This is a genomic window from Actinospica acidithermotolerans, assembly GCF_018139625.1.
Classification (GTDB): domain Bacteria; phylum Actinomycetota; class Actinomycetes; order Streptomycetales; family Catenulisporaceae; genus Actinospica; species Actinospica acidithermotolerans.
The window spans coordinates 45,093-63,690 of record NZ_JAGSOH010000006.1; the positions used below are offsets into that span (position 1 = coordinate 45,093).

Consider the following 18,598-nt stretch of genomic DNA (forward strand, 5'->3'; position numbering starts at 1 on the left):
ATCGCGCTCGTCTCCGCCGTGCGGCGTCTCGGCGTCTCGAGGTCTCGGCGTTTCGCGGTCTCGGCTACGACAAGCCGAGCGAGGAGAGCGCCGTCGTCCAGTCGGTCATGATGGCGTTCTGAGCGTCGGCGAGCGTCACCGTGCCGTTGCAGACGGCGTTCTTGAGCTTGGTCTCGACGCCGTCCTTGGTATACGAGGTGTCGCCGGAGCCGTCCGTGTCGTAGTGCGGCTCGGGCCACAGGTTGCCCGGGTCGGTCGGGCTGCCGCCGAGTTCGAGGGGGACGAAGTGGTCCTCCTCGTAGTCGGACATGGCGGTGTCGGTGTAGCCGTAGTCGATGATGCCCTGGGCCTTGAGCTTGTTGGTGTACGAGGTCGACGGACGTATCGTGCTCGTCCAGCCGGACACGCAGATGGTCGAGTCGATGGTGTCCTGCGTGACGTCCGGGTTCAGCACGCCCGGGGTGCACGACGGATCGGGGAGCGGCAGGTAGGACTGCGAGCAGGCGGCGTCGGCGTGCGCGACCGGGGCGGCGGACGCGGAGATGCCGAACAGGCCAGCCGAGACCAGGACCGGCGCGGTCAGCAGCGCGGTCCGGCGACGCAGGGAAACGGGGAACATGTGGGTAGATTCCTTTCAAAGATCAGACCACCGATATCAGTGGCCTGCATCGATGAAAGCCCCTACCTGCAAGGGAATCCACCAATCCAAGGTGAATCTGTCCGTGCGGCGGCAAAGAATTCAGGATGGGAAGGCAAAGGGAACTGCGCAGTTCAGAAGGACCGAACTGCGCAGTATGGCTATCTCGGAAATTGAAGTCACGACAGCGTCCGGATTCGGTTTCGGACCGTGGCCGGCGCCCTACGCGGCGAATGGGTGCGCGGCCCGGTGACGACCGGGCCGCGCACCTTCTCCGGCGTTACGGCAGGGTCCAGATCTGGCCCTCCGTGGCGGCGCACGTCTCCAACTCGAGCTGCGTCTTGTTGGTGGCGCCGTTGCTGTTGTCCGTCAGGCACAGACCCGAGGCCGGGTTCACGAGCTCGCCGGCCGAGTTCCGGTCCCACTGCTCGGCCGCCGTGCCGTTGCAGGTGTGCAGCTGGATGGCGGTGCCAGCGGTCGTGGCGCCGCCGGTCACGTCCATGCAGTCGGTCATGACCTGCAGCGTGTTGTCCGGGGCGACGGTCCAGGTCTGCGCGTTGGTGCCGTTGCACGTGTAGATCTGGATCGCGGTGCCGTTCGAGGTCCCGGCGCCGGCGTCGTCGACGCACTTGCCGGTGTCGGTCTCGGTGATGGCCCCCGTGGGTTCGGCGACCCCGGTGCCCGCCGTGCCGCCGTACGACGGCGGCGCGTCGGCCGACGCCGAGGCCCACGAGGTCTCGGCGCTCGAACCGAGGGTGAAGTTCAGCGTCGTGCCGCTCTCCAGGTCCGCGGCGGGCAGGTACGCCAGGGACGAGGACGTGCCGTTGATCGTGAGACCCTGGACGTAGGGGTCGGCGTCGGCGGCGTTCGCCGCGCTGATCGTCAGTGTCTTGCCGCCGGAACCCGCCGAGACGACCGCCTCCGTGAACAGCGGGCTGCCGATCGCCAGGTCCGAGGTGCCCGGGGTCTCCGGGTAAAGGCCCAGCGCCGACCACACGTACCACGAGCTCATCTCGCCGAGGTCGTCGTTGCCGGGGATTCCCCCGGACGAATCCGACCACAGCTCGTCCTCGATCGCGCGCACGTTGCCCTGCGTCTTGTACGGCTCGCCGACCCAGTCGTACTCGTACGGGATCTCGATGCTCGGCTCGTTGCCCAGGTTCGCCTGCGTGCCCGCGACGCTGGCCAGGCCCTGATAGCCGCTCAGCACGCTGTCGAGATAGCCGGCCATCGACGAGTCGCCGCCCTCGAGGCTCGCGAGCCCGGCGATGTTGAACGGGATGTCGGGCGTGTAGGTGAACGCGTCGCCCTCGGCGAAGTCGTTCGACGACGTGCTGGTGATCAGCTTCGCGTCGAACCCGTCCATCCAGCGGCCGTTCGAGTGGCGTGGCTGGATGTAGCCGCTCGAGGAGTTGTAGATGTTCTCCCAGTCCTGCGCGCGGTTCTGGAATCTCGCCTGCACGGCCGTGTCGCCGAGCCTGCCCGCGAAGGCCGAGAGCGCGAAGTCGTCGATGTCGTACTCCAGTTGCGTCGACACCGTCGCGTACTCGTGGCAGCAGCCGTAGATGCTGTTCGTGGGCAGATAGCCGAAGCTGTCCAGGTACGTCACGCCCGGGGTGACGTCCGTATCGGTGGTCTGCTCCTTCTCCATCGCCGACAGCGCGGTCGCCGTATCGAAGCCGGTCGCGCCGAACGCGTAGTAGTCGGCCAGCACGGGCACCCCGGAGTCGCCGACCATGATGTAGGTCTCTCCGTTGTTCATGCCCCACTTGGTGAGGGTGCCGCCCTGCGTGTAGTCGTCGACGATCGATTGGGCCATGTCGGACGCCGCCGCTGGATTGATCAGGGCCGTGAGCTGGGCTTGCGATCTGTAGGTATCCCAGTTCGAGAAGTCCGCGTACTCATCGGAGTGCCCTGAGGCGACGGTGTGGACGCCGCCGTCGTAGCCCCGGTACGAGCCGTCCGCGTCGCTGACCACGCTCGGGTACAGCTCGGAGTGGTAGAGCGCGGTGTAGAACGTCGCCTGCTCGGCCGAGGTGCCGCCGGCGATTTCGATCTTGTCGAGGGCGGCCGTCCAGGACGCCTGCGCGGACGCCTCGACCTGCGCGAACGTCTTGCCGGCCACCTCGGCGTCCAGGTTCGCCTGCGCCTCGGCGGCCGAGGTGTAGGACACGCCGACGCGCGCCGTGACCGTGAGGGCCGACGACGGGGTGCCGAAGGTGACGTACGCGCCGCCCGGACCCGCCGAGGTGCTGCCGTACGTCCCTTCGGCGGTGAAGTTCGTGCCGAACTCGATCGCGAAGTAGACGGTGAAGTCGTTCGTCGCTTCGCAGAACCCTGAACTCGTGACCGAGCCGGTCAGCTCGGCGGAGCCCACGGTGCTGAGCGTCGAGGAGACGTAGGGGGTGTCTGGGCTGTCCAGCTTCAGCAGCAGGGACGCTGACGTCGATGCGGGAAAGGTGAACTGGCCGATGCCGGCGTGAGTGGACGTGGTCAGTGCGACGGACGTTCCATTGCCCAGCGCGACGGAGTAATACCCAGGCGACGCCGTTTCATTGCTGTGCGAGAAGGATTCGTCGTCCGAGCCGGGGCTGGAGCCGACCGCTCCGGTGATCGGCAGGATCGGGACGTCGCCCGCGGCCTCGCATCCGACGCCTGAGACGTGCGTCAGGCTGAAGCCGGTGATGTCCGAGTCCGCGTAGTCGTACCCTCCCCCGTTCGGCCTAGAGCTGGTGTCCGGGCTCCACTGGACCATCCCATGCGGGACGTCCGCGCCGGGGAAGGTGTTGCCGGCGCTGTAGTCCGCGTTGGAGCCGGTGCCGACGAAGGTGTTGACGAGCGAGTCCGGCGAGGTCACCAGAGTCGCCGCGTGGGCGGGGGTGGGGGCCGCGGCCGAGACCGCGAGCGTCGCGAGGGCGCCCGCGGTCAGGAACCGCAGCCCCTTGCCCGCCGCGCGGCGGGCAAGGGGCCGGAGTCTGTCAGCCACGGGCCAGGACCTCGCTCAGGACGCCGTCGCCGGGGGAGTTGTACCAGTCGGTCGACACGTACGACGCGCCGTCGGCGGCCAGCTCGGCCACCCGCGCCTCGGCGTCCGCGAGGCTCGGGGCGCTGCTGGAGAGCGCCGGGGCCACGTCGTAGGCGTCGGTGACGACGGCCAGGTAGTGGTTCGTGTTGTACCACTCGGTGTCGCCGTCGGAGACGAAGGCCCCGGCGTCCTGGTCGAAGACGACGAACCACGGCCGCAGCGCGGTGTTGCTGTAGCGCAGCCGCGGGTCGCCCGTCTGCGCGCCGAGCACCGACGGGAAGACCGCCGCGTCCGCGATGGTGCCGGCGTCGTAGAGGTCGATCAGGTGCTGCGCGTAGACCTGGTCCACCCACGTCGAGGACGAGGACGTGGCCTGCTCGTAGGTGCCGGGGATGATCTCCACGATCGCCTTGCCCTCGAGCGAGGCGTAGTTGCCCCAGTTGTCCGCGGTCGCGGCCGCGTCGAGGGTGGGGTACATGGTGCCGTCGGACTTGGTCAGCAGGTCCTTCGGGGTGTAGAGCACGCCGGACAGGTGCGTCTGGACGTACGTGTCGAACGCGGCCGGGGTCTGCGAGGACCAGGAGCCGAAGCCGTTCTTCATCTCGATCTTGACCATGATCGGGTGGCTGGCCGGGTGGTCCAGCAGCCAGTACCGGATGTCGTCCAGGCAGCTGTCCAGGTTCTGGTTCCGGTCGCCGGTGTAGTCGTCGGCGTAGGAGCTGGACTGGACGCAGTTGTTGTCGCTGGCCAGCGGGTCGCTGTGGCTCACGTCCCACTTGCCGTTGAGCGCGTTGGCCCAGGTGTCCAGCTCCACCAGCGAGGTGCCGGTGTCCAGCGCGTTCGCCAGGTAGGTGTACTCGGACTTGTCGTTGTAGGTGTTGTGCAGGCCCGTTCCGGTGACGCCGGACAGGTTGTAGGAGCCGTAGTCGAGCGCCTGCGCGGGAGCGGCGGCCGCCGCTCCGACGCCGACGGCGGACAGCAGCAGCGCCGCCGCGGCGGCCAGCCGCGCGCCCGCGCGCCTGGTGATCGGGGTGGGTAGGGGCATGGGTCGTCTCCTCGAGGGTTTTCAAGGGGGAGTTCGGCCGGGAGCCAGGGTGCATACTGACACACCGTCGGACCGCCGTCGAGGGCGTGTCGGGGGATTCGTACCGCGCGGGTTTCTCATGAACCCCGCTTGCAGCGATGCAGGTCAAAGAGGTCTGAGAGCGTTCACAAAGCAGTCGCTCAGTGTTCTCCGAACGGCAGCGCGGGCCCCGGATGCTGCCCAGTCGGAAGCAACCACACGCACGGACAACCGGCCGTCGACAGAAAGCCGATGATGACCCTCGCTACGAGCAAGCTCAGCCGCCGTGGATTCCTGGCCGTCTCGGCCGCGACCCCCGTCGCGTTCTACGCCACGCCCGCCGCCGCCTCCGCGAAGGCCGCCGCGACAGGGACCTCGCTCGCCGAGACCGTGACCGGGCTGCCCTTCGTCGAGTCCTACCAGACCAACGTCTCGGCGAACCTGACCGCCGCCTCGAACGCCGCCGTGCGCGCCCTCGACGGCATGGCCGTCGCGTGGGAGACCGGCGCCGCCTGGAACACCGGCTCCGTGCTGCTCGCCGACTACCTGCGCGCGAACATGCGGATCAGCGCCCGACTCACCAAGGAGCGCACCGAGGCGCAGGCCAAGGAGGCGTTCATCTTCGACCGCCGCGACCAGAGCTACACGATGATCACCGGCCTCGGCCCGCTCGCAGACCTCTACAAGGCCGGCTCGCTCGCCGTCACCAGCATCACCTCCGCCCCCGACGGCACCCCGGCCACCACGGTCAGCGACGCGGTCCCGGCCGGTGCCCCGGCCGGCTCGGCCACCGGCCCCGGCTCGGCCACCTCGGCGCTCGGCGCGGTCGTCGTGCTCGAGGAGACCCTGCGCGGCAGCTACTCCTCGGGCAACCCCTCGAAGAACGCCTACCAGTACCCGCGGCCGTGGCGGATGAACGAGGACAGCGAGGTCGTGGACACCGGCACGGTGGACGCGTACGGCTACCCGGTCTACGAGTCCGACGTCGAGGTCTGCGCGCAGCTGCTGCTCCAGCGCAGCCTGACCCCGGCGAGCGACGGCGGCTTCCCGAGCGGCCACTCCAACGCGTTCTACCTGGCGGGCATCGCCTACGCGTACGCGATCCCCGAGCGCTTCCAGGAGCTGATCGCCTGCGCCGCGTACAGCGCGAACACCCGCATCATCGCCGGCATGCACTCGCCGAACGACGTGATCGGCGGCCGGATCCTGGCCACCGCCCTCGCCGCCGCGATCCTGCACGACCCCGCGAACGCGTCCGTCAAGGCCGCCGCGCGCGCGAACGCCCTCTCCTACTTCGAGGCGCAGACCAGCACGACCGCCGACACCCTCTTCGCCTACGCGCACTCGCAGGGCCTTAACGAGGACCTGTTCGCCGACCGCGAGACCAACGCGGGCTACGTCTACCCGCACCTGACCTACGGCCTGCCGTCGCAGGGCTCGCAGAAGCCCGCGAGCGTCTATACGGTGCCCGAGGGCGCCGAGGTGCTGCTCGAGACCCGCCAGCCCTACCTGACCGCCGACCAGCGCCGCGACGTGCTCGCGACCACGGCGATCGACGACCGCAACGTCATGCTGGACGGCTTCGAGGAGTGGGGCCGGATCAACCTGTTCGCCGCCGCCGACGGCTACGCCGCCTTCGCGAGCACCGTCACCGTCGCGATGGACGCGGCCCAGGGCGGCTTCAGCAAGGCCGACTCCTGGAAGAACGACATCGCCGGCCGCGGCGGCCTCGTGAAGCAGGGCACCGGCTCGCTCACCCTGACCGGCTCGAACAGCTACACCGGCGGCACCACGATCGAGGCCGGCACGATCGTCGCCGCCTCGGCCAGTGCCCTCGGCAACGGCGACGTGACCGTCCAGTCCGCCGGAACGCTCGCTGTCTCCTCCGACGCGGCGACTCGCGGCGTCGAGATCCGCGGCGACTACACGCAGGACGGCGGCACGCTGCAGCTTGCGCTCGGCAGCGGTGGCGCCGACGGGAACGGCAGCGGCGGGTTCACCGGCTGCGGAGCGGCCCTCTCCGTCGACGGCCGCGTCGAGCTCGCCGCAGGCAGCACGCTCGCGCTCACCCTGACCGGCGCCCCGCGCAAGGGCACCGTGGTCCCGGTCATCGAGGCCCGCAACGTGCGCGGCTGGTTCGACTCCGTGACCGTGAACATCGCGGGCGTCCAGGCCGTCCCGGTCCAGACCCGCGACGGTATCGCCATCCGCTTCGCCTAGTCTCCGAGTCGGCTCCGAGGCGGTTGATCGGAGGCGGCGAAATCACTGCGCGCTGAGGGCTCGCACGGCGAGAAAGCCGTTTGCCCTCACGGTATCGGCCGCTGCCAGCCCTCAGCGCGCACACGCAGGCCGATCGGCCTCCAGTTTCCGGGCGCGACGGAATCGCGATGCGCGGCGAGGTCGAGCCGGAACCGGCCTGTCCGCGGAGGCGGAGCTGGCATGATGGACTAATGATCGACCGAGTTCTCGCCGCCTGCGACGGCGCCTGCAAGGGAAACCCCGGACCCGCCGCGTGGGCATGGGCCATCGCCCGGGAGCCGGACGGCAGCCCCGGCCGCTGGGAGGCCGGCGGACTCGGCATCGCGACGAACAACATCGCCGAGCTCACCGCCCTGGAGCAGCTGCTCTCCGCGGTCGACCCGAAGACGCCGCTGGAAGTCCGGATGGATTCGCAATACGCGATGAACGCCGTGACCACGTGGCTTCCCGGCTGGCGCAAGCGCGGCTGGAAGACCGCCGGCGGCACCCCCGTGGCCAACCGCGACCTCGTCGTACGCATCGACGCCCTGCTCGCCGGCCGCGACGTGAAGTTCGTCTACGTCCCCGCCCACCAGTCCGGCGGCGACCCCCTCAACGCCCTGGTCGACGAGGCGGCCAGCGCCTGCGCCGTCAGTCAGAAGCGGGCCGGGGGAGTGCTGACGCCGGAGGAAGCGCTGCGGCTCTCGGTCCCGGCCGTCACCGCCGTCCCGAAGGCGGCGAAGACGGCGTCGGGCGCGAAGACCGCCAAGGCCTCCTCGGCCGGGAACGGCGCGCCGCGCACCCTCGCCGCGAAGTACCCCGGCACCTGCAGCTGCGGCAAGCGCTACGCGGCCGGCGAGCAGATCGCCAAGGGCGCCAGCGGCTGGGGGCACGTGGAGTGCGCCGGCCGCTGAGGAGCGAGGGCTGAAGTCACTAGCCTCGCGAGAGGGCGTCGCGCGATGTTCGCGGGTTGTGGCTTCGTCTCCGCAGCTACAGGTTCGAGGCCGCGAATCTCGGTGGATTCCGCGCCGTATTCCGATCAGAATCCCGACCATGACCGACTTCGCCGCCGACGGCTTCGTCAAGATCGAGCAGGCCTTTTCGGAGGAGACGGCGGCAGCGGCCCGGGCGAGCCTGTGGCGTGAAACGGGTTGCGACCCCGACGATCCGTCGACGTGGACCAAGCCGGTGATCAGGCTCAGCGGATACGGCGGCGGCCCGTTCGAGGAGGCGCCGAACACACCCGCGCTCCTCAGGGCCTACGACGACCTCGCCGGTCCCGGCCGTTGGAGCCCGCGCACCGGCCTCGGCACGTTTCCGATCCGGTTCCCCAGTGCGGAGCCACCCGGCGACGACGGCTGGCACATCGACGCGAGCTTCGCAGGTGATGACCCGAGCGACGATCCCCTGGACCCCATGAGTTGGCGGGTGAATCTGACGTCGCGCGGGCGGGCGCTGCTCATGCTGTTCCTGTTCTCCGAGGTGGGCGAGAACGACGCGCCGACCAGGATCCGGGTCGGCTCGCACCTCGCCGTGCCCCGGCTGCTCGAGTCGGCGGGCGAGGCGGGGCTGCCCATGAGAGAGATCTCGCAGCGAGCCGCCGCGGCCACGCAGGACCTGCCGGTTGCCCTGGCCACCGGCCGCCCGGGCGATGTCTACCTCTGCCACCCGTTCCTCGTGCACGCGGCCCAGCCGCACCGTGGCACCCGTCCCCGCTTCCTGGCGCAGCCGCCCCTCGACCCAGGTCCGACGCCGTACTCCGTGGACGGCGATTCGCCGGTGGAGCGGGCGATCCGGCTCGGTCTCCGCCGCTGAACAGCAGTCAGGACCGTGGCACCAGCAGCCAGGACCGTGGCGCCGCCGCGACGGCCCCGAGACCCCGACCGCTGCGCCTGACCACGACCCGCCGGTATCGCGCGCCCCGCGTGTCTGTCACCTGGACGGATGCGCTTACGTGCTGATCGGTCGATTGCAGCCGACGATGAACTGGGGTCGGAGCGAGCCGAGGAGACGAGCAGGATGAACAGTGAGCCGATGCCCCTGCAGGCGCCGCCGGCATGGACCGAGACGAGCGGTATCGCCTTCGACGAAACGTGGTGGGGCGCGTATGACGAGGACGTGATATGCCCAGCCTGCCCGGGAAACAGCGACCCCGGCTCGTTTCGGGGGATCGAGTGCTTCGGAGGGCGTTCCTGGGCCGTGTTCACCTGCGGGCACGCTATCGAGTCGAGCCGACCCGGGGAGTGAATCCGCTGGAGAGTCGCGGGTCCGTCGATCTAGACTTTCTCGCCATGACGGAGACGCCGGAAGAGACGGACAGCGCGATCCGGGAACGCGCCGGCGTCCGTCTGGTGCGCGAGGCCATGCGTGCCGCGGGGATCGCCGATGACGTTCGGGTCCTGTCCTCTACGGCGCCGACGGCGGCCGCCGCTGCCGAGCAGCTCGGCTGCCCGGTCGGGGCCATCGCGAACAGCTTGGTGTTCGAGGCCGATGGTGTTCCGCTCCTCGTGCTCACCAGTGGCGCGCACCGGGTCGAGACCGGCGCGTTGGCCGGGCGCATCGGTGTGGGCTCGATCCGCCGTGCTTCGGCTGAGTTCGTGCGTGCGGCCACCGGCCAGGCCATCGGCGGCGTGGCGCCCTTCGGGCATCCTGCGCCGGTGCGAACGCTCGTCGACGAGGCTCTTGCCGCGTACGACGTGATCTGGGCCGCCGCCGGTCACCACCGGACCGTGTTCCCCACGAGCTTCGCGCAGCTCGTCGCCGCTACCGGCGGCACCGTGGTCGCCGTGGACTGACCTGAGACGAAGGTCAGTGGCGGACCTCTGGAGGGTCCTGACACGCGCCGGTGTCGCGGCGTCCGCCTATGATGGGCCACATCTCCGGATGAAACATTTCAAAGAGCGACTGGCGGGTGCGGGAGTGATCAGGCGGACGGTGGGGATCAAGGACGTGGCCCAGCAGGCCGGCGTCTCCGTCGGCACGGTCTCCAACGTGATCAACCGGCCGGAGACGGTGGCCAGGGCGACGCGCGAGCGGGTCCAGGAGGTGATCGCCCGGCTCGGCTACGTGCGCAGCGAGTCCGCGCGTCAGCTGCGGGCGGGGGCCAGCCGGATCATGGGGCTGCTGGTGCTCGACATGGGCAACCCCTTCTTCGTCGACGTGGCACGCGGCGCCGAGCGCACGGCCCGCGCGGCCGGGCTCGGCGTGATGGTCTGCAACAGCGACAGCTCGCCGGACGAGGAGGCCGAGTACCTGTCGATGTTCGTCGAGCAGCGGGTGCGCGGGGTCCTGGTCACGCCCGCCGACGCGACCGGCCGCGACCTCTCGCTGCTGCGCCGGCATCAGATCCCGTACGTCGTCGTGGACGCGGTCGTCGAGGACGGGGACGGCCGGGGCGCCTGCTCGGTGTCGGTCGACGACGTGATCGGCGGCGAGATGGCCGTCGCGCACCTGATCGACCAGGGGCACCGGTCCATCGCCTTCGTCAGCGGCCTCGGGCACGACCGACCGCAGATCCGCGACCGCTGGGCCGGCGCGTGCCGGGCCGTCGCGGCGGCCGGCCTGCCGCCGGAGACGATGCGCGAGATCTCGACCGACCGGCTCGACGTGTCCCCGGGCGCCGACGCCGTCGCGTCCCTGCTCGGCCTGCGCAAACGGCCCACGGCGGTCTTCTGCGCGAACGACATGCTGGCGCTGGGCGTGCTGCAGGCGCTGTTCGCGGTCGGGATCAAGGTGCCGGAGGAGATCGCGCTCGTCGGCTACGACGACATCGAATTCGCCGCGGCCGCCGCGGTGCCGCTGACCTCGGTGCGCCAGCCCGCGGTCGAGATGGGCCGACTCGCCGCCGAGATGCTGGTCAGGGAGACGATGGCCGAGGAAGACGCCGAGGAGCACGTGCACGAGCAGATCGTGCTGCAGCCCGAGCTCGCCGTGCGCGAATCAAGCCGCCGGCGCCTGGCTCCGTGACGTCTCCCGGCGCAGGGAGCCTGTTCCCGCGTCGGCCTTGAGCTTCACCTTCACCTTGGTCTTGGTTTTAGTCTTCCGCTCGGGCTTCGGCTTCGCGGCCCGCTCAGCTTTGGTCTCCGGTTTCGCGGCCCGCTCAGCCTTCGTCTTCGACTTGGTCTTCGCGGTGATCGGGCGGACGCCCGCCGAGGCCGCGACGTGTTCGTGCACGTCGAGCATCTCCTCCACCGAGCGCGACCAGGGGTGGAGCTCCGCCTGGAGCCGGGCCGCGGCACGTCGCTCCGGCTCGGGACGGCTCAGCACCTCCAGCACGCCTTGCGCCATCCCGAGCGCGGTCGGCGGGGCCACGGCTCCCGCGGCCGCGCCGAGCAGCTCGCCCGACGCGCCGCCGGACGCGGCGACCACCGGCGTTCCGCAGGCGAGGGCTTCGAGCACCGACAGGCCGAAGGTCTCCACCAGGCACGGGGCGAGCACGACGTCCGCCGCGGCCAGCCGGGAGGCGAGCAGCGGGCGGTCGGCGAGGTGGCCGTGGAAGACCACCGGCAGGCCCTTCGCCGCGCGGTGGAGCTCCGCCTGCGCGGTGCCGGTTCCATAGACGTCGAGCTGCACGTCGTGGCCCGCGTGCGCCAGCTCCTTCACCGCGGCGATCGCAAGGCCTACGTTCTTCTCCTGGGACAGTCTGCCCGCGTACGCGAGGCGGATGCCCTCGTGCTCGACGGCCTCCTGCGGGTGGAACAACTCCAGGTCCACCCCGAGCGGCACCCGCCGCAGCGAGCGCACCTTCAGACCGGTGAATTCGTGCTCGGCGAACTGCGAGGTGACCACGACCGCGTCGAAGCGCGTCGCCACCCGCTGGTTCCACGCGCGGATCGCGGCCTTCGCCGCCGGGGAGCCGCAGGTCCGAGGCATGTGTGCGGGAATGATCGCGTCCAGGCGCTCGTGCGAGAAGAGCACGGCTCCGACGCCGTTGCGCTCCGCCCAGCCCGCGACGGCCGTCAGCGTGTACTTGTCCGAGACCTCGATGACGTCCGGCCGCAGCCGCTCCAGCAGCCGCTCGACCACGCCGGTCCGCAGGATCAGCCGGTAGCCGTTGCCGACCTTCGTGCTCGGCACGGTGACCGTCATTCCGGCCGGGGTGTGCCGCACGGCCCATTCGCGGCCCGGCACGACCAGCACCCGCTCGTGCCCCGCCGCCGCGTAGCCGTGCCCGAGCCGGTCCACCGCGGTGCGCAGGCCGCCCGAGGTGGAGCTGTAGGCGTTCGCGAGTTGGACGATCCTCACGTCGTGGCCCGGGTCGGCGCCTGCAGGTCCCGCGCGGTACGCGGCAGGCCGAGCGCGGCGGCGTACGTCGTGGGGCGCGCGCCGAGCGCCAGGGCCTCGTCGATCGCGTCGAGCGTCGCGGCGCGCAGGCCGGGCCGGGCGAGGTCGTCGGGGTGCAGCGCGATCCGGAAGGCGCGTCCGTCGCGCGAGAACCGCCGCGCCGTCTCGGTCATCAGCCGCACGCCGATCCGCTCGCCGAATCCGCCAGGCCGGTGGGAGAGGGCGGGGGCGGCGAGCCGCAGCTCGGCGGTCGCGCCGCCGGCCCCGGCGAAGGAGTGCACACCCAGGTGGGTCGAGTAGTACCGCAGGCCACTGCGACGCAGCGCGCTGACCGACTCGGGGTTGACCAGCCAGCCCGGCGGGTGGAAGCCGACCGGATCGACGCCGACGTCCGCCAGCTCTTCGAGTCCTGCCTTGATCCGCGCGCGGGCCTCGCCCTCGGAGAGGGTGGCGAACTCGGCCGCGCCGCGCGCCATCAGCTGGGCCACGCCGCGGCGCCAGAGCGGGCCCGAGCCGTGCGTGGCGACATGGTAGAAGCCGTGCAGGGCCAGCTCGTGCCCGCGGTCCTGCGCCTCGAGCATGTCCTCGGCCAGCCGCCCGTCCGAGACCAGGCTCGGCCCGCGCCACGGTCCGGGCACGAGCAGCAGCGTCGCCGGGATGCCGCGCGCGTCGAGGGCGTCGAGCCAGCGCGCGGTCTGCGCCGCCGTGCCCGGGGCGATGTCGTGGATCGACACCATCAGCGGCGCGCCGCCTCGCGGCGCGCCGGGTCTGCCGCTGGGTTCCGGACCGGCGGTCACGCGGCGGCCGCCTTCTGGCCGTCGCCGCCGAACTCGTAGACCCGGGCGAGCCGGGCCGCGGGGACCGGCAGCTGCGGGCCGCTGCGCGGGGCGTGCTCGCGGCACACCTCGGCGTAGTGCCGCAGCAGTTCGTCGCCCACCGCGGTCCAGCTGCGGTGCTCGACCGAGAGCCGGCTCGCCGCACCCCACCGGGTGCGCAGCTCCGCGTCCTCGGCGAGGCGCACCACGCAGGCCCGCAGCGCGTCCATGTCGTTGGGCTCGAACAGCAGGCCGGTCTCCTCGGGCGTGACCAGGTCCACCGGTCCGCCCGCGGCCGGAGCGACCACCGGCAGCCCGGAGGCCATCGCCTCCTGCACCGCCTGGCAGAACGTCTCGTCAGGGCCCGTGTGCACGAAGACGTCGAGGCTCGCATACGCCTCGGCGAGCCGCTGCCCGTCCAGGAAGCCGAGGAACGCGGCGTCCGGCAGCATCGAGCGCAGCTTCTTCTCGGCCGGCCCCTCGCCGACCACGACCAGCTTCACGTTCGGCACGTCGGCCAGGCACGCCAGCAGCTCGACCCGCTTCTCCGAGGCCAGCCGGCCGACGAAGCCGACCAGCACCTCGCCGTTCGGCGCGAGCTCCCGCCGCAGCGCCTCGCTGCGGCGCGAGGGCTGGAAGCGCTCCGCGTCCACGCCGCGCCGCCACATCGCCAGGCCGGGGAAGCCGCGCTCGTCCAGCTGCTTGTACGTGGCCGACGAGGGCACCAGCGTGCGCGCGGCCTGCCGGTGCACGTGCCGCAGCCAGGACCAGATCGTCTTGTCTGTCCCGCGGAACCCGTAGCGCCGGGCGAAGCCGGCCAGGTCCGTCTGGAACACCGCGACGCTCGGCACGCCCATCTTCCGCGCGGCCCGCGCCCCCGCGGCGCCGAGCGCGACCGGCGAGGCCAGGTGCACGACGTCCGGCGCGAACTCGCGCAGCCGCCGCTCCACCGCCTTCGTCGGCAGGCCGAGCACGAAGGAGTTGTAGCCCGGAAGCCCGACCCCGGGGACCACCGTCACCGGGAATCCCGCGTACGCCTCGGGACCCGGTCCCGGCGCTATGATCAATGCCTCATGACCCCGCCGCTCCAGGTGCTCCAGCACCCGGCAGACCGAGTTCGTGACCCCGTTCACCCGGGGCAGGAAGGATTCAGTCACCACTGCTACCCGCACACCTTCATCGTGCGCAGTTTGGATGCATCCCCGGCCTCGGCTCCGCGAGAGTTCGGCAAACTGCAAGTGACGTCTCGGTCTCGTCGCACGTCGGGGGCGTCCACAGGATGACCTCGGGCAACCTTAAACCGCCATGAAGGAGTACGGTCGCGGTCCTTTCGGCGAACTCGGGGTGCGGGCCCGACAGCTGGTCCCGGAGGCCGGATTTGACGCTCGATCAGGGTTCCGCCGGCGTGCATCCCGCGCTCGCCGGCGTCGTCGCGGAGCTGACGCCCGCCGCCGAGCACGAGACGGACTGGTTCGACGGCGAGATGCCGCTGCGCATCACGGCGTACACGGGCGCCGAGGCCACGCCGCGGCTGCCGCTGGAGATCATCTCATCCATCCGCTGCATCGTCCGGGTCGGCGACAGGTACGTGTTCTGCCAGAACAAGACGAGCCGCCACCCCTGGCCGGGCGGCCGGCGCAACCCGGGGGAGAGCTTCGCCGACACCGCCGTGCGCGAGGTGCACGAGGAGACCGGCTGGCTGCTGAAGCCGGAGAGCATGCGCCAGCTCGGCTGGCTGCGGCTGCGCCACCTCGGGAGGAATCCCCCAGGCAATCAGGGCCCATACCCCGACTTCCTGCAGCTCGTGTTCGTCGGCGAGGCCGAGCGTAGGCACGGCGGCCTCGCGGAGGACGCCGACTGGAACGACGTCGACGACTACGAGCTCTCGTCCCGCCTGGTCACGCTGGACGAGGCGATCGAGCGCACATCGACCGGCATGCACGCGCAGCTGTTCCTGCAGCTGCTCAAGGAGTCGCAGTAGCCGTCGTGGCTTCGGTGGGCATCGCCGTCGGCGTGACCGCACCGCCGTTCTCCGCCAACCGGATCGCGCTCGCGACGCCCAGGTACGTCGGCCGGCCGACGGCCAGCCGGATCGTCAGCCCGGCCGCGTCGGCGACCTCGTACAGCGACTGGCCCATGAAGAGCTCGAACCGCCCGACGTCGTCCGCGATCCCGGCCGCGGCACGCAGCCGCGTATCCGCCGCGGGCGGCAGGTTCCGCAGGGCGTGCCCGATGGCGCGCCCCTGCTCGCTGAAGAAGTACCGCCGCGTGCACAGCATGCCCTGGTCGAGCCCGGAAAGCGGCTCGTCGCCCTCGCGCAGCTTGATCACCCGCACGGCGTCGAACAACGGCCGCACGACCTCCACCGCATCAGGCGAGTCGAGCTCGCACAGTTCCGTCAGCCGAGTTGCCGCCGCCGACACCGCAGCGTCGAGCCCTGCTGCCATCAGCAGATCGCCGAGGTCGTACGGCCCGTCCGTCAACAGGTCGCCCGACTTCACCGCGTCCCCCGACGCGACCAGCAACCTGCGCCCGTCGAGCGGTCCGTAGATCCACCCGAGCTGCTTGTCTCGGGACTCGCACATCCGGCCGCCCCCCGCGACGAGCTTGTACGCGCCCGTCGAATACCCGGTTCCCGGCACCGGCTCCGCCGTGTGCAGCAGGCCGCCATCGATGACGTGCACGTACCCGTCCTGCGGCGCCATCCACGCCGCGCGCTGCGGCACCCGCGCGCACAGCAGGTCGTCCACCGCAGCACGATCATCGGCAGTGCCCACCACCCCGGCGATCCGGCGCGCCTCGTCCTCGGAACCGAGGGAGTGAGTAAGCAGGCGAATGAGATCCTGCAGGGGCTCGTGGTCGTGGTCAGCCATGACGCTGATCGTACTCATCCGAGACCGGGCATACTGATGCCTCATGAGCGACGCGAAGGTGTGGAAGAACCGCATTGCCGGCCGGGTCATCCTGCTCAACGACGAGGACCGCGTACTGCTATTCGAAGGCTTCGATCCCGCCGAGCCGGACGCGCCGTGGTGGTTCACCCCCGGAGGCGGCGTAGAGCCCGATGAGACGCCCCGGGAGGCCGCCGCCCGGGAACTGTTCGAGGAGACCGGACTCACTGTCGCCCCGGACGATCTCGGCGAGCAGGTCTACCAGGACTACGTCGAGTTCTCCTTCGACGGCGTCGCGCTGCACCAGCACAACCACTTCTTCGCGCTGCGCACCTCGGCGAGCGACATCACGACCACCGGATTCGACGAGATGGAGCAGCGCACCCACCTCGGCCACCGCTGGTGGAGCGCCGACGAGCTGGCGGCCAGTTCGGTGACGTACTTCCCGGAGGAGCTGGCCGAGCTCCTCGGCCGACTGGTGGACACACAGCAGACCGAGCCCGCCGAGTCCGTGGAGCGCGCCGAATTCGCGTAGCGCACCGAGTGCGCCCGGGGCGCCGCGTCCGCTTAGCCCGCCTCGTCGGCCGAATCCGCCGACTACACCGGGAGATCCGCGGTAAGCCGCTCCATGATCTGGGCCGCGGGCGCGGCCAGTGCGTGCCGGTGGCCCGTGCCCGCGTAGAGGCTCATGCCGCTCGGGTCGCGCCGGGCCGCGGCCGCCGCCCGCAGCGGCTTGGTCACCTGGTTCACGGCCGGGTACGCGGCGGGGGCGTCGGCGGCGTGCCGGTCGATGAACGGCGTACGCAGGGCGCGGGCCCAGCGGCCGGAGAACGCGCGCGTGACCGCGGTCTGCGCGTACGCCCGGTCCACGAGCGCGTCGCGGTAGACCGGGTTGGTGGCCGCTTCGTGCGCGCGCAGGAACGCGGTGCCGAGCTGGACGGCGTCGGCCACGCCGCCGAGCAGGACGGCGACTTCGGCGGACGTGGAGATGCCGCCGGCCGCGATGATCGGGGTCCGCGGAGCCACCTTGCGCACTTCCTGGAGCAGCACGGTCAGCGGCGTGGCCGGCGGCAGGGCGCAGGGGTCGAAGACTCCGCGGTGGCCGCCCGCCTCCGTGCCCTGGACGCAGAGCGCGTCGACCCCGGTCGCGACGGCCAGCCGCGCCTCGTCCGCATTGGTGACCGTGCCGATCGTGTACGTACCCACGCTCCTGAGCCGCGCCAGGACATCCGACGTGGGCAGCCCGAAGGTGAAGGAGACGACGGGCACCGGCTCCGCCATGAGCAGATGGACCTTCTCGGCCCAGAAGTCGGTGTCCGCGAAGTCGGGCTCGGGCAGGTGGACCCCGGCCGCGGCCGCCTCGGGGAGCAGCGCCTCGCGGTACGCCGCGACCGCGTACGGCTGCGCGACCGGCTGCGGAACGAACACGTTCACGCCGAACAGCGCCCCGTCGCCCGCCAGCTTCCGCACCTGCTCGATCTGCGCGCGCACGGCCTCGGGCGTCAGATAGCCGGCCGCGAGGAAGCCGAGGCCGCCGGCCCAGCCGACCGCCGCGGCGAGCTCCGGGGTCGTCGGCCCCCCAGCCATCGGGGCCTGGACGATACGGAATCGCAGGTCAGCGAGCTGGAAGGGCATCAGGTTTCCTTTCGTCGGCTCGGCCTCAGCCTACCCGGCCGCGTTCGGCCGCCGGCTGTCGGCGGGCTGTCGGCGGCCTCTCGGCGGTCGGTCCCGCGGCGGCCCGGGTGATCTCAGAGCTGATCGACGGGTCGGCGAACGGGCCCGGATCTTGGGGCGGGACTGCTACCATGAGGCCAAGCGAAGGGGAGTAGCCCGTCGCCGGGATGTCGACATACTGGCCTTGCGGACCACGGTCCTCGGCCCGGCACTCGGGGCGACCGAGGAATCGGGCGCTGGGCGAGACCTTCGGCAAGCAGCCATGTCCGCTGCCGTTGCCGAAGCTCCCCGGAAATCCGAGGCCTTCGGGGCGGCCCGTCCGAAGGGTGATCCGAGCCCGTGAGCCTCCTCGTCATCGGCACAGTGTTCGTCCTGGTCTTCCTCGCCGAACTCCCCGACAAGACCGCGCTGGCCAGTCTCGTCCTCGGCACGCGCTACCGGCCGATATACGTGTTCGTCGGTGCCGCCGCCGCCTTCGTCGTACATGTGGCCCTCGCCATCGTGGCAGGACGGCTCCTCGCATTGCTGCCGCACCGCGCGCTCGAAGCCGTGGTCGCCGGCCTGTTCATCATCGGCGCGGTCCTGCTGCTGCGCGGCCGGCACGAGGAGGAGGAAGAGGACCTGGACATCAAGGAGGGCACCGAGCCGACGTTCCTCCGCGTCTCCTCGACGGCGTTCCTGGTGATCCTGGTCGCGGAGTTCGGCGACCTCACCCAGATCCTCACCGCCAACCTGGCCGCGCGCTACCACGACTTCCTGCCCTCGGTCGCCATCGGCGCGGTGCTCGGCCTGTGGGCCGTCGCCGGGCTCGCGATCGTCGGCGGGCGCAGCCTGCTCCGGGTCGTGCCGCTGGCGGTCGTCACCCGTATCGCCGCAGCGATCATGCTCGTTCTCGCCGGGTTCAGCCTCTACAGCGCGATCCGGGGCTAGGCTCGGGAGGGAACCCGTCGACCGAAGCCGACGCACACGTCG

At 71.2% G+C, this 18,598-nt stretch carries 16 protein-coding genes; 8 read left to right on the forward strand and 8 right to left on the reverse strand.

Going from position 1 to position 18,598, the window contains the following annotated elements; translation table 11 throughout:
* Positions 1-64: 64 nt before the first annotated feature.
* From KDK95_RS04170 to KDK95_RS04180, 3 genes are all read right to left on the reverse strand, one after another.
* A complete protein-coding gene (locus KDK95_RS04170) occupies positions 65-619 on the reverse strand; it encodes a hypothetical protein (RefSeq protein WP_212516643.1) in 555 nt (184 codons plus the stop codon).
* A gap of 298 nt (positions 620-917) precedes the next feature.
* Positions 918-3,623, reverse strand: coding sequence for a GH92 family glycosyl hydrolase (locus KDK95_RS04175; protein ID WP_212516644.1), 2,706 nt, complete (start codon positions 3,621-3,623; stop codon positions 918-920).
* Entirely contained in the window at positions 3,616-4,707 is a 1,092-nt protein-coding gene (locus KDK95_RS04180) for a PI-PLC domain-containing protein (RefSeq protein WP_212516645.1), read from the reverse strand. Before KDK95_RS04180 ends, KDK95_RS04175 begins: the two co-directional genes overlap by 8 nt.
* 270 nt (positions 4,708-4,977) lie before the next feature.
* Between KDK95_RS04180 and KDK95_RS36705 the strand changes: the two genes are divergently transcribed.
* The 5 genes from KDK95_RS36705 (at position 4,978) to KDK95_RS04205 (ending at position 10,929) form a co-directional block, all read left to right on the forward strand.
* Positions 4,978-6,945: a phosphatase PAP2 family protein gene (locus KDK95_RS36705; protein WP_282971227.1), complete on the forward strand. Its 1,968-nt coding sequence runs from the start codon at positions 4,978-4,980 to the stop codon at positions 6,943-6,945.
* A gap of 230 nt (positions 6,946-7,175) precedes the next feature.
* Entirely contained in the window at positions 7,176-7,877 is a 702-nt protein-coding gene (locus KDK95_RS04190; protein WP_212516646.1) for a ribonuclease H family protein, read from the forward strand.
* Between the two features lie 139 nt (positions 7,878-8,016).
* A complete protein-coding gene (locus tag KDK95_RS04195) occupies positions 8,017-8,778 on the forward strand; it encodes a phytanoyl-CoA dioxygenase family protein (protein WP_212516647.1) in 762 nt (253 codons plus the stop codon).
* Between the two features lie 476 nt (positions 8,779-9,254).
* The gene (locus KDK95_RS04200) at positions 9,255-9,758 is read left to right on the forward strand and encodes a YbaK/EbsC family protein (protein WP_212516709.1); all 504 of its coding nucleotides are present in this window, start codon (positions 9,255-9,257) and stop codon (positions 9,756-9,758) included.
* Between the two features lie 127 nt (positions 9,759-9,885).
* On the forward strand, positions 9,886-10,929 hold the full coding sequence (locus tag KDK95_RS04205) for a LacI family DNA-binding transcriptional regulator (RefSeq protein ID WP_372463258.1): 1,044 nt from the start codon (positions 9,886-9,888) through the stop codon (positions 10,927-10,929).
* On the opposite strand, the gene KDK95_RS04210 is transcribed toward KDK95_RS04205, so the two are convergent.
* From KDK95_RS04210 to KDK95_RS04220, 3 genes are read right to left on the reverse strand one after another with little or no spacing between them, the layout of a single operon-like run.
* Positions 10,903-12,207, reverse strand: coding sequence for a glycosyltransferase (locus KDK95_RS04210; RefSeq protein ID WP_212516649.1), 1,305 nt, complete (start codon positions 12,205-12,207; stop codon positions 10,903-10,905). The genes KDK95_RS04205 and KDK95_RS04210 overlap by 27 nt on opposite strands.
* On the reverse strand, positions 12,204-13,043 hold the full coding sequence (locus KDK95_RS04215) for a DUF2334 domain-containing protein (RefSeq protein ID WP_212516650.1): 840 nt from the start codon (positions 13,041-13,043) through the stop codon (positions 12,204-12,206). The genes KDK95_RS04210 and KDK95_RS04215 overlap by 4 nt, the downstream gene beginning before the upstream one ends.
* The gene (locus KDK95_RS04220) at positions 13,040-14,221 is read right to left on the reverse strand and encodes a glycosyltransferase family 4 protein (protein ID WP_307844151.1); all 1,182 of its coding nucleotides are present in this window, start codon (positions 14,219-14,221) and stop codon (positions 13,040-13,042) included. Before KDK95_RS04220 ends, KDK95_RS04215 begins: the two co-directional genes overlap by 4 nt.
* 218 nt (positions 14,222-14,439) lie before the next feature.
* Here KDK95_RS04220 and KDK95_RS04225 point away from each other — a divergent pair, with 218 nt between their 5' ends.
* Entirely contained in the window at positions 14,440-15,042 is a 603-nt protein-coding gene (locus tag KDK95_RS04225; protein WP_212516652.1) for an NUDIX hydrolase, read from the forward strand.
* On the opposite strand, the gene KDK95_RS04230 is transcribed toward KDK95_RS04225, so the two are convergent.
* On the reverse strand, positions 15,026-15,934 hold the full coding sequence (locus tag KDK95_RS04230; RefSeq protein WP_212516653.1) for a hypothetical protein: 909 nt from the start codon (positions 15,932-15,934) through the stop codon (positions 15,026-15,028). The genes KDK95_RS04225 and KDK95_RS04230 overlap by 17 nt on opposite strands.
* A 43-nt stretch (positions 15,935-15,977) precedes the next feature.
* Here KDK95_RS04230 and KDK95_RS04235 point away from each other — a divergent pair, with 43 nt between their 5' ends.
* Positions 15,978-16,487, forward strand: coding sequence for an NUDIX hydrolase (locus KDK95_RS04235; RefSeq protein ID WP_212516654.1), 510 nt, complete (start codon positions 15,978-15,980; stop codon positions 16,485-16,487).
* Between the two features lie 62 nt (positions 16,488-16,549).
* Here the strand turns inward: KDK95_RS04235 and KDK95_RS04240 are convergent, their stop codons facing one another.
* Positions 16,550-17,587: an NAD(P)H-dependent flavin oxidoreductase gene (locus KDK95_RS04240; protein ID WP_212516655.1), complete on the reverse strand. Its 1,038-nt coding sequence runs from the start codon at positions 17,585-17,587 to the stop codon at positions 16,550-16,552.
* Positions 17,588-17,965: 378 nt separating this feature from the next.
* Here KDK95_RS04240 and KDK95_RS04245 point away from each other — a divergent pair, with 378 nt between their 5' ends.
* Entirely contained in the window at positions 17,966-18,556 is a 591-nt protein-coding gene (locus KDK95_RS04245; protein ID WP_212516656.1) for a TMEM165/GDT1 family protein, read from the forward strand.
* Positions 18,557-18,598 lie beyond the last annotated feature (42 nt).

Bases quoted from the DNA above. Each gene is read 5' to 3' on its own strand.
- KDK95_RS36705 (WP_282971227.1), top strand. From the start codon at position 4,978: ATGATGACCCTCGCTACGAGCAAGCTCAGCCGCCGTGGATTCCTGGCC.
- KDK95_RS04170 (WP_212516643.1), bottom strand. From the start codon at position 619: ATGTTCCCCGTTTCCCTGCGTCGCCGGACCGCGCTGCTGACCGCGCCG.
- KDK95_RS04230 (WP_212516653.1), bottom strand. From the start codon at position 15,934: ATGGCTGACCACGACCACGAGCCCCTGCAGGATCTCATTCGCCTGCTT.
- KDK95_RS04235 (WP_212516654.1), top strand. From the start codon at position 15,978: ATGAGCGACGCGAAGGTGTGGAAGAACCGCATTGCCGGCCGGGTCATC.
- KDK95_RS04190 (WP_212516646.1), top strand. From the start codon at position 7,176: ATGATCGACCGAGTTCTCGCCGCCTGCGACGGCGCCTGCAAGGGAAAC.
- KDK95_RS04240 (WP_212516655.1), bottom strand. From the start codon at position 17,587: ATGCCCTTCCAGCTCGCTGACCTGCGATTCCGTATCGTCCAGGCCCCG.
- KDK95_RS04180 (WP_212516645.1), bottom strand. From the start codon at position 4,707: ATGCCCCTACCCACCCCGATCACCAGGCGCGCGGGCGCGCGGCTGGCC.
- KDK95_RS04195 (WP_212516647.1), top strand. From the start codon at position 8,017: ATGACCGACTTCGCCGCCGACGGCTTCGTCAAGATCGAGCAGGCCTTT.
- KDK95_RS04200 (WP_212516709.1), top strand. From the start codon at position 9,255: ATGACGGAGACGCCGGAAGAGACGGACAGCGCGATCCGGGAACGCGCC.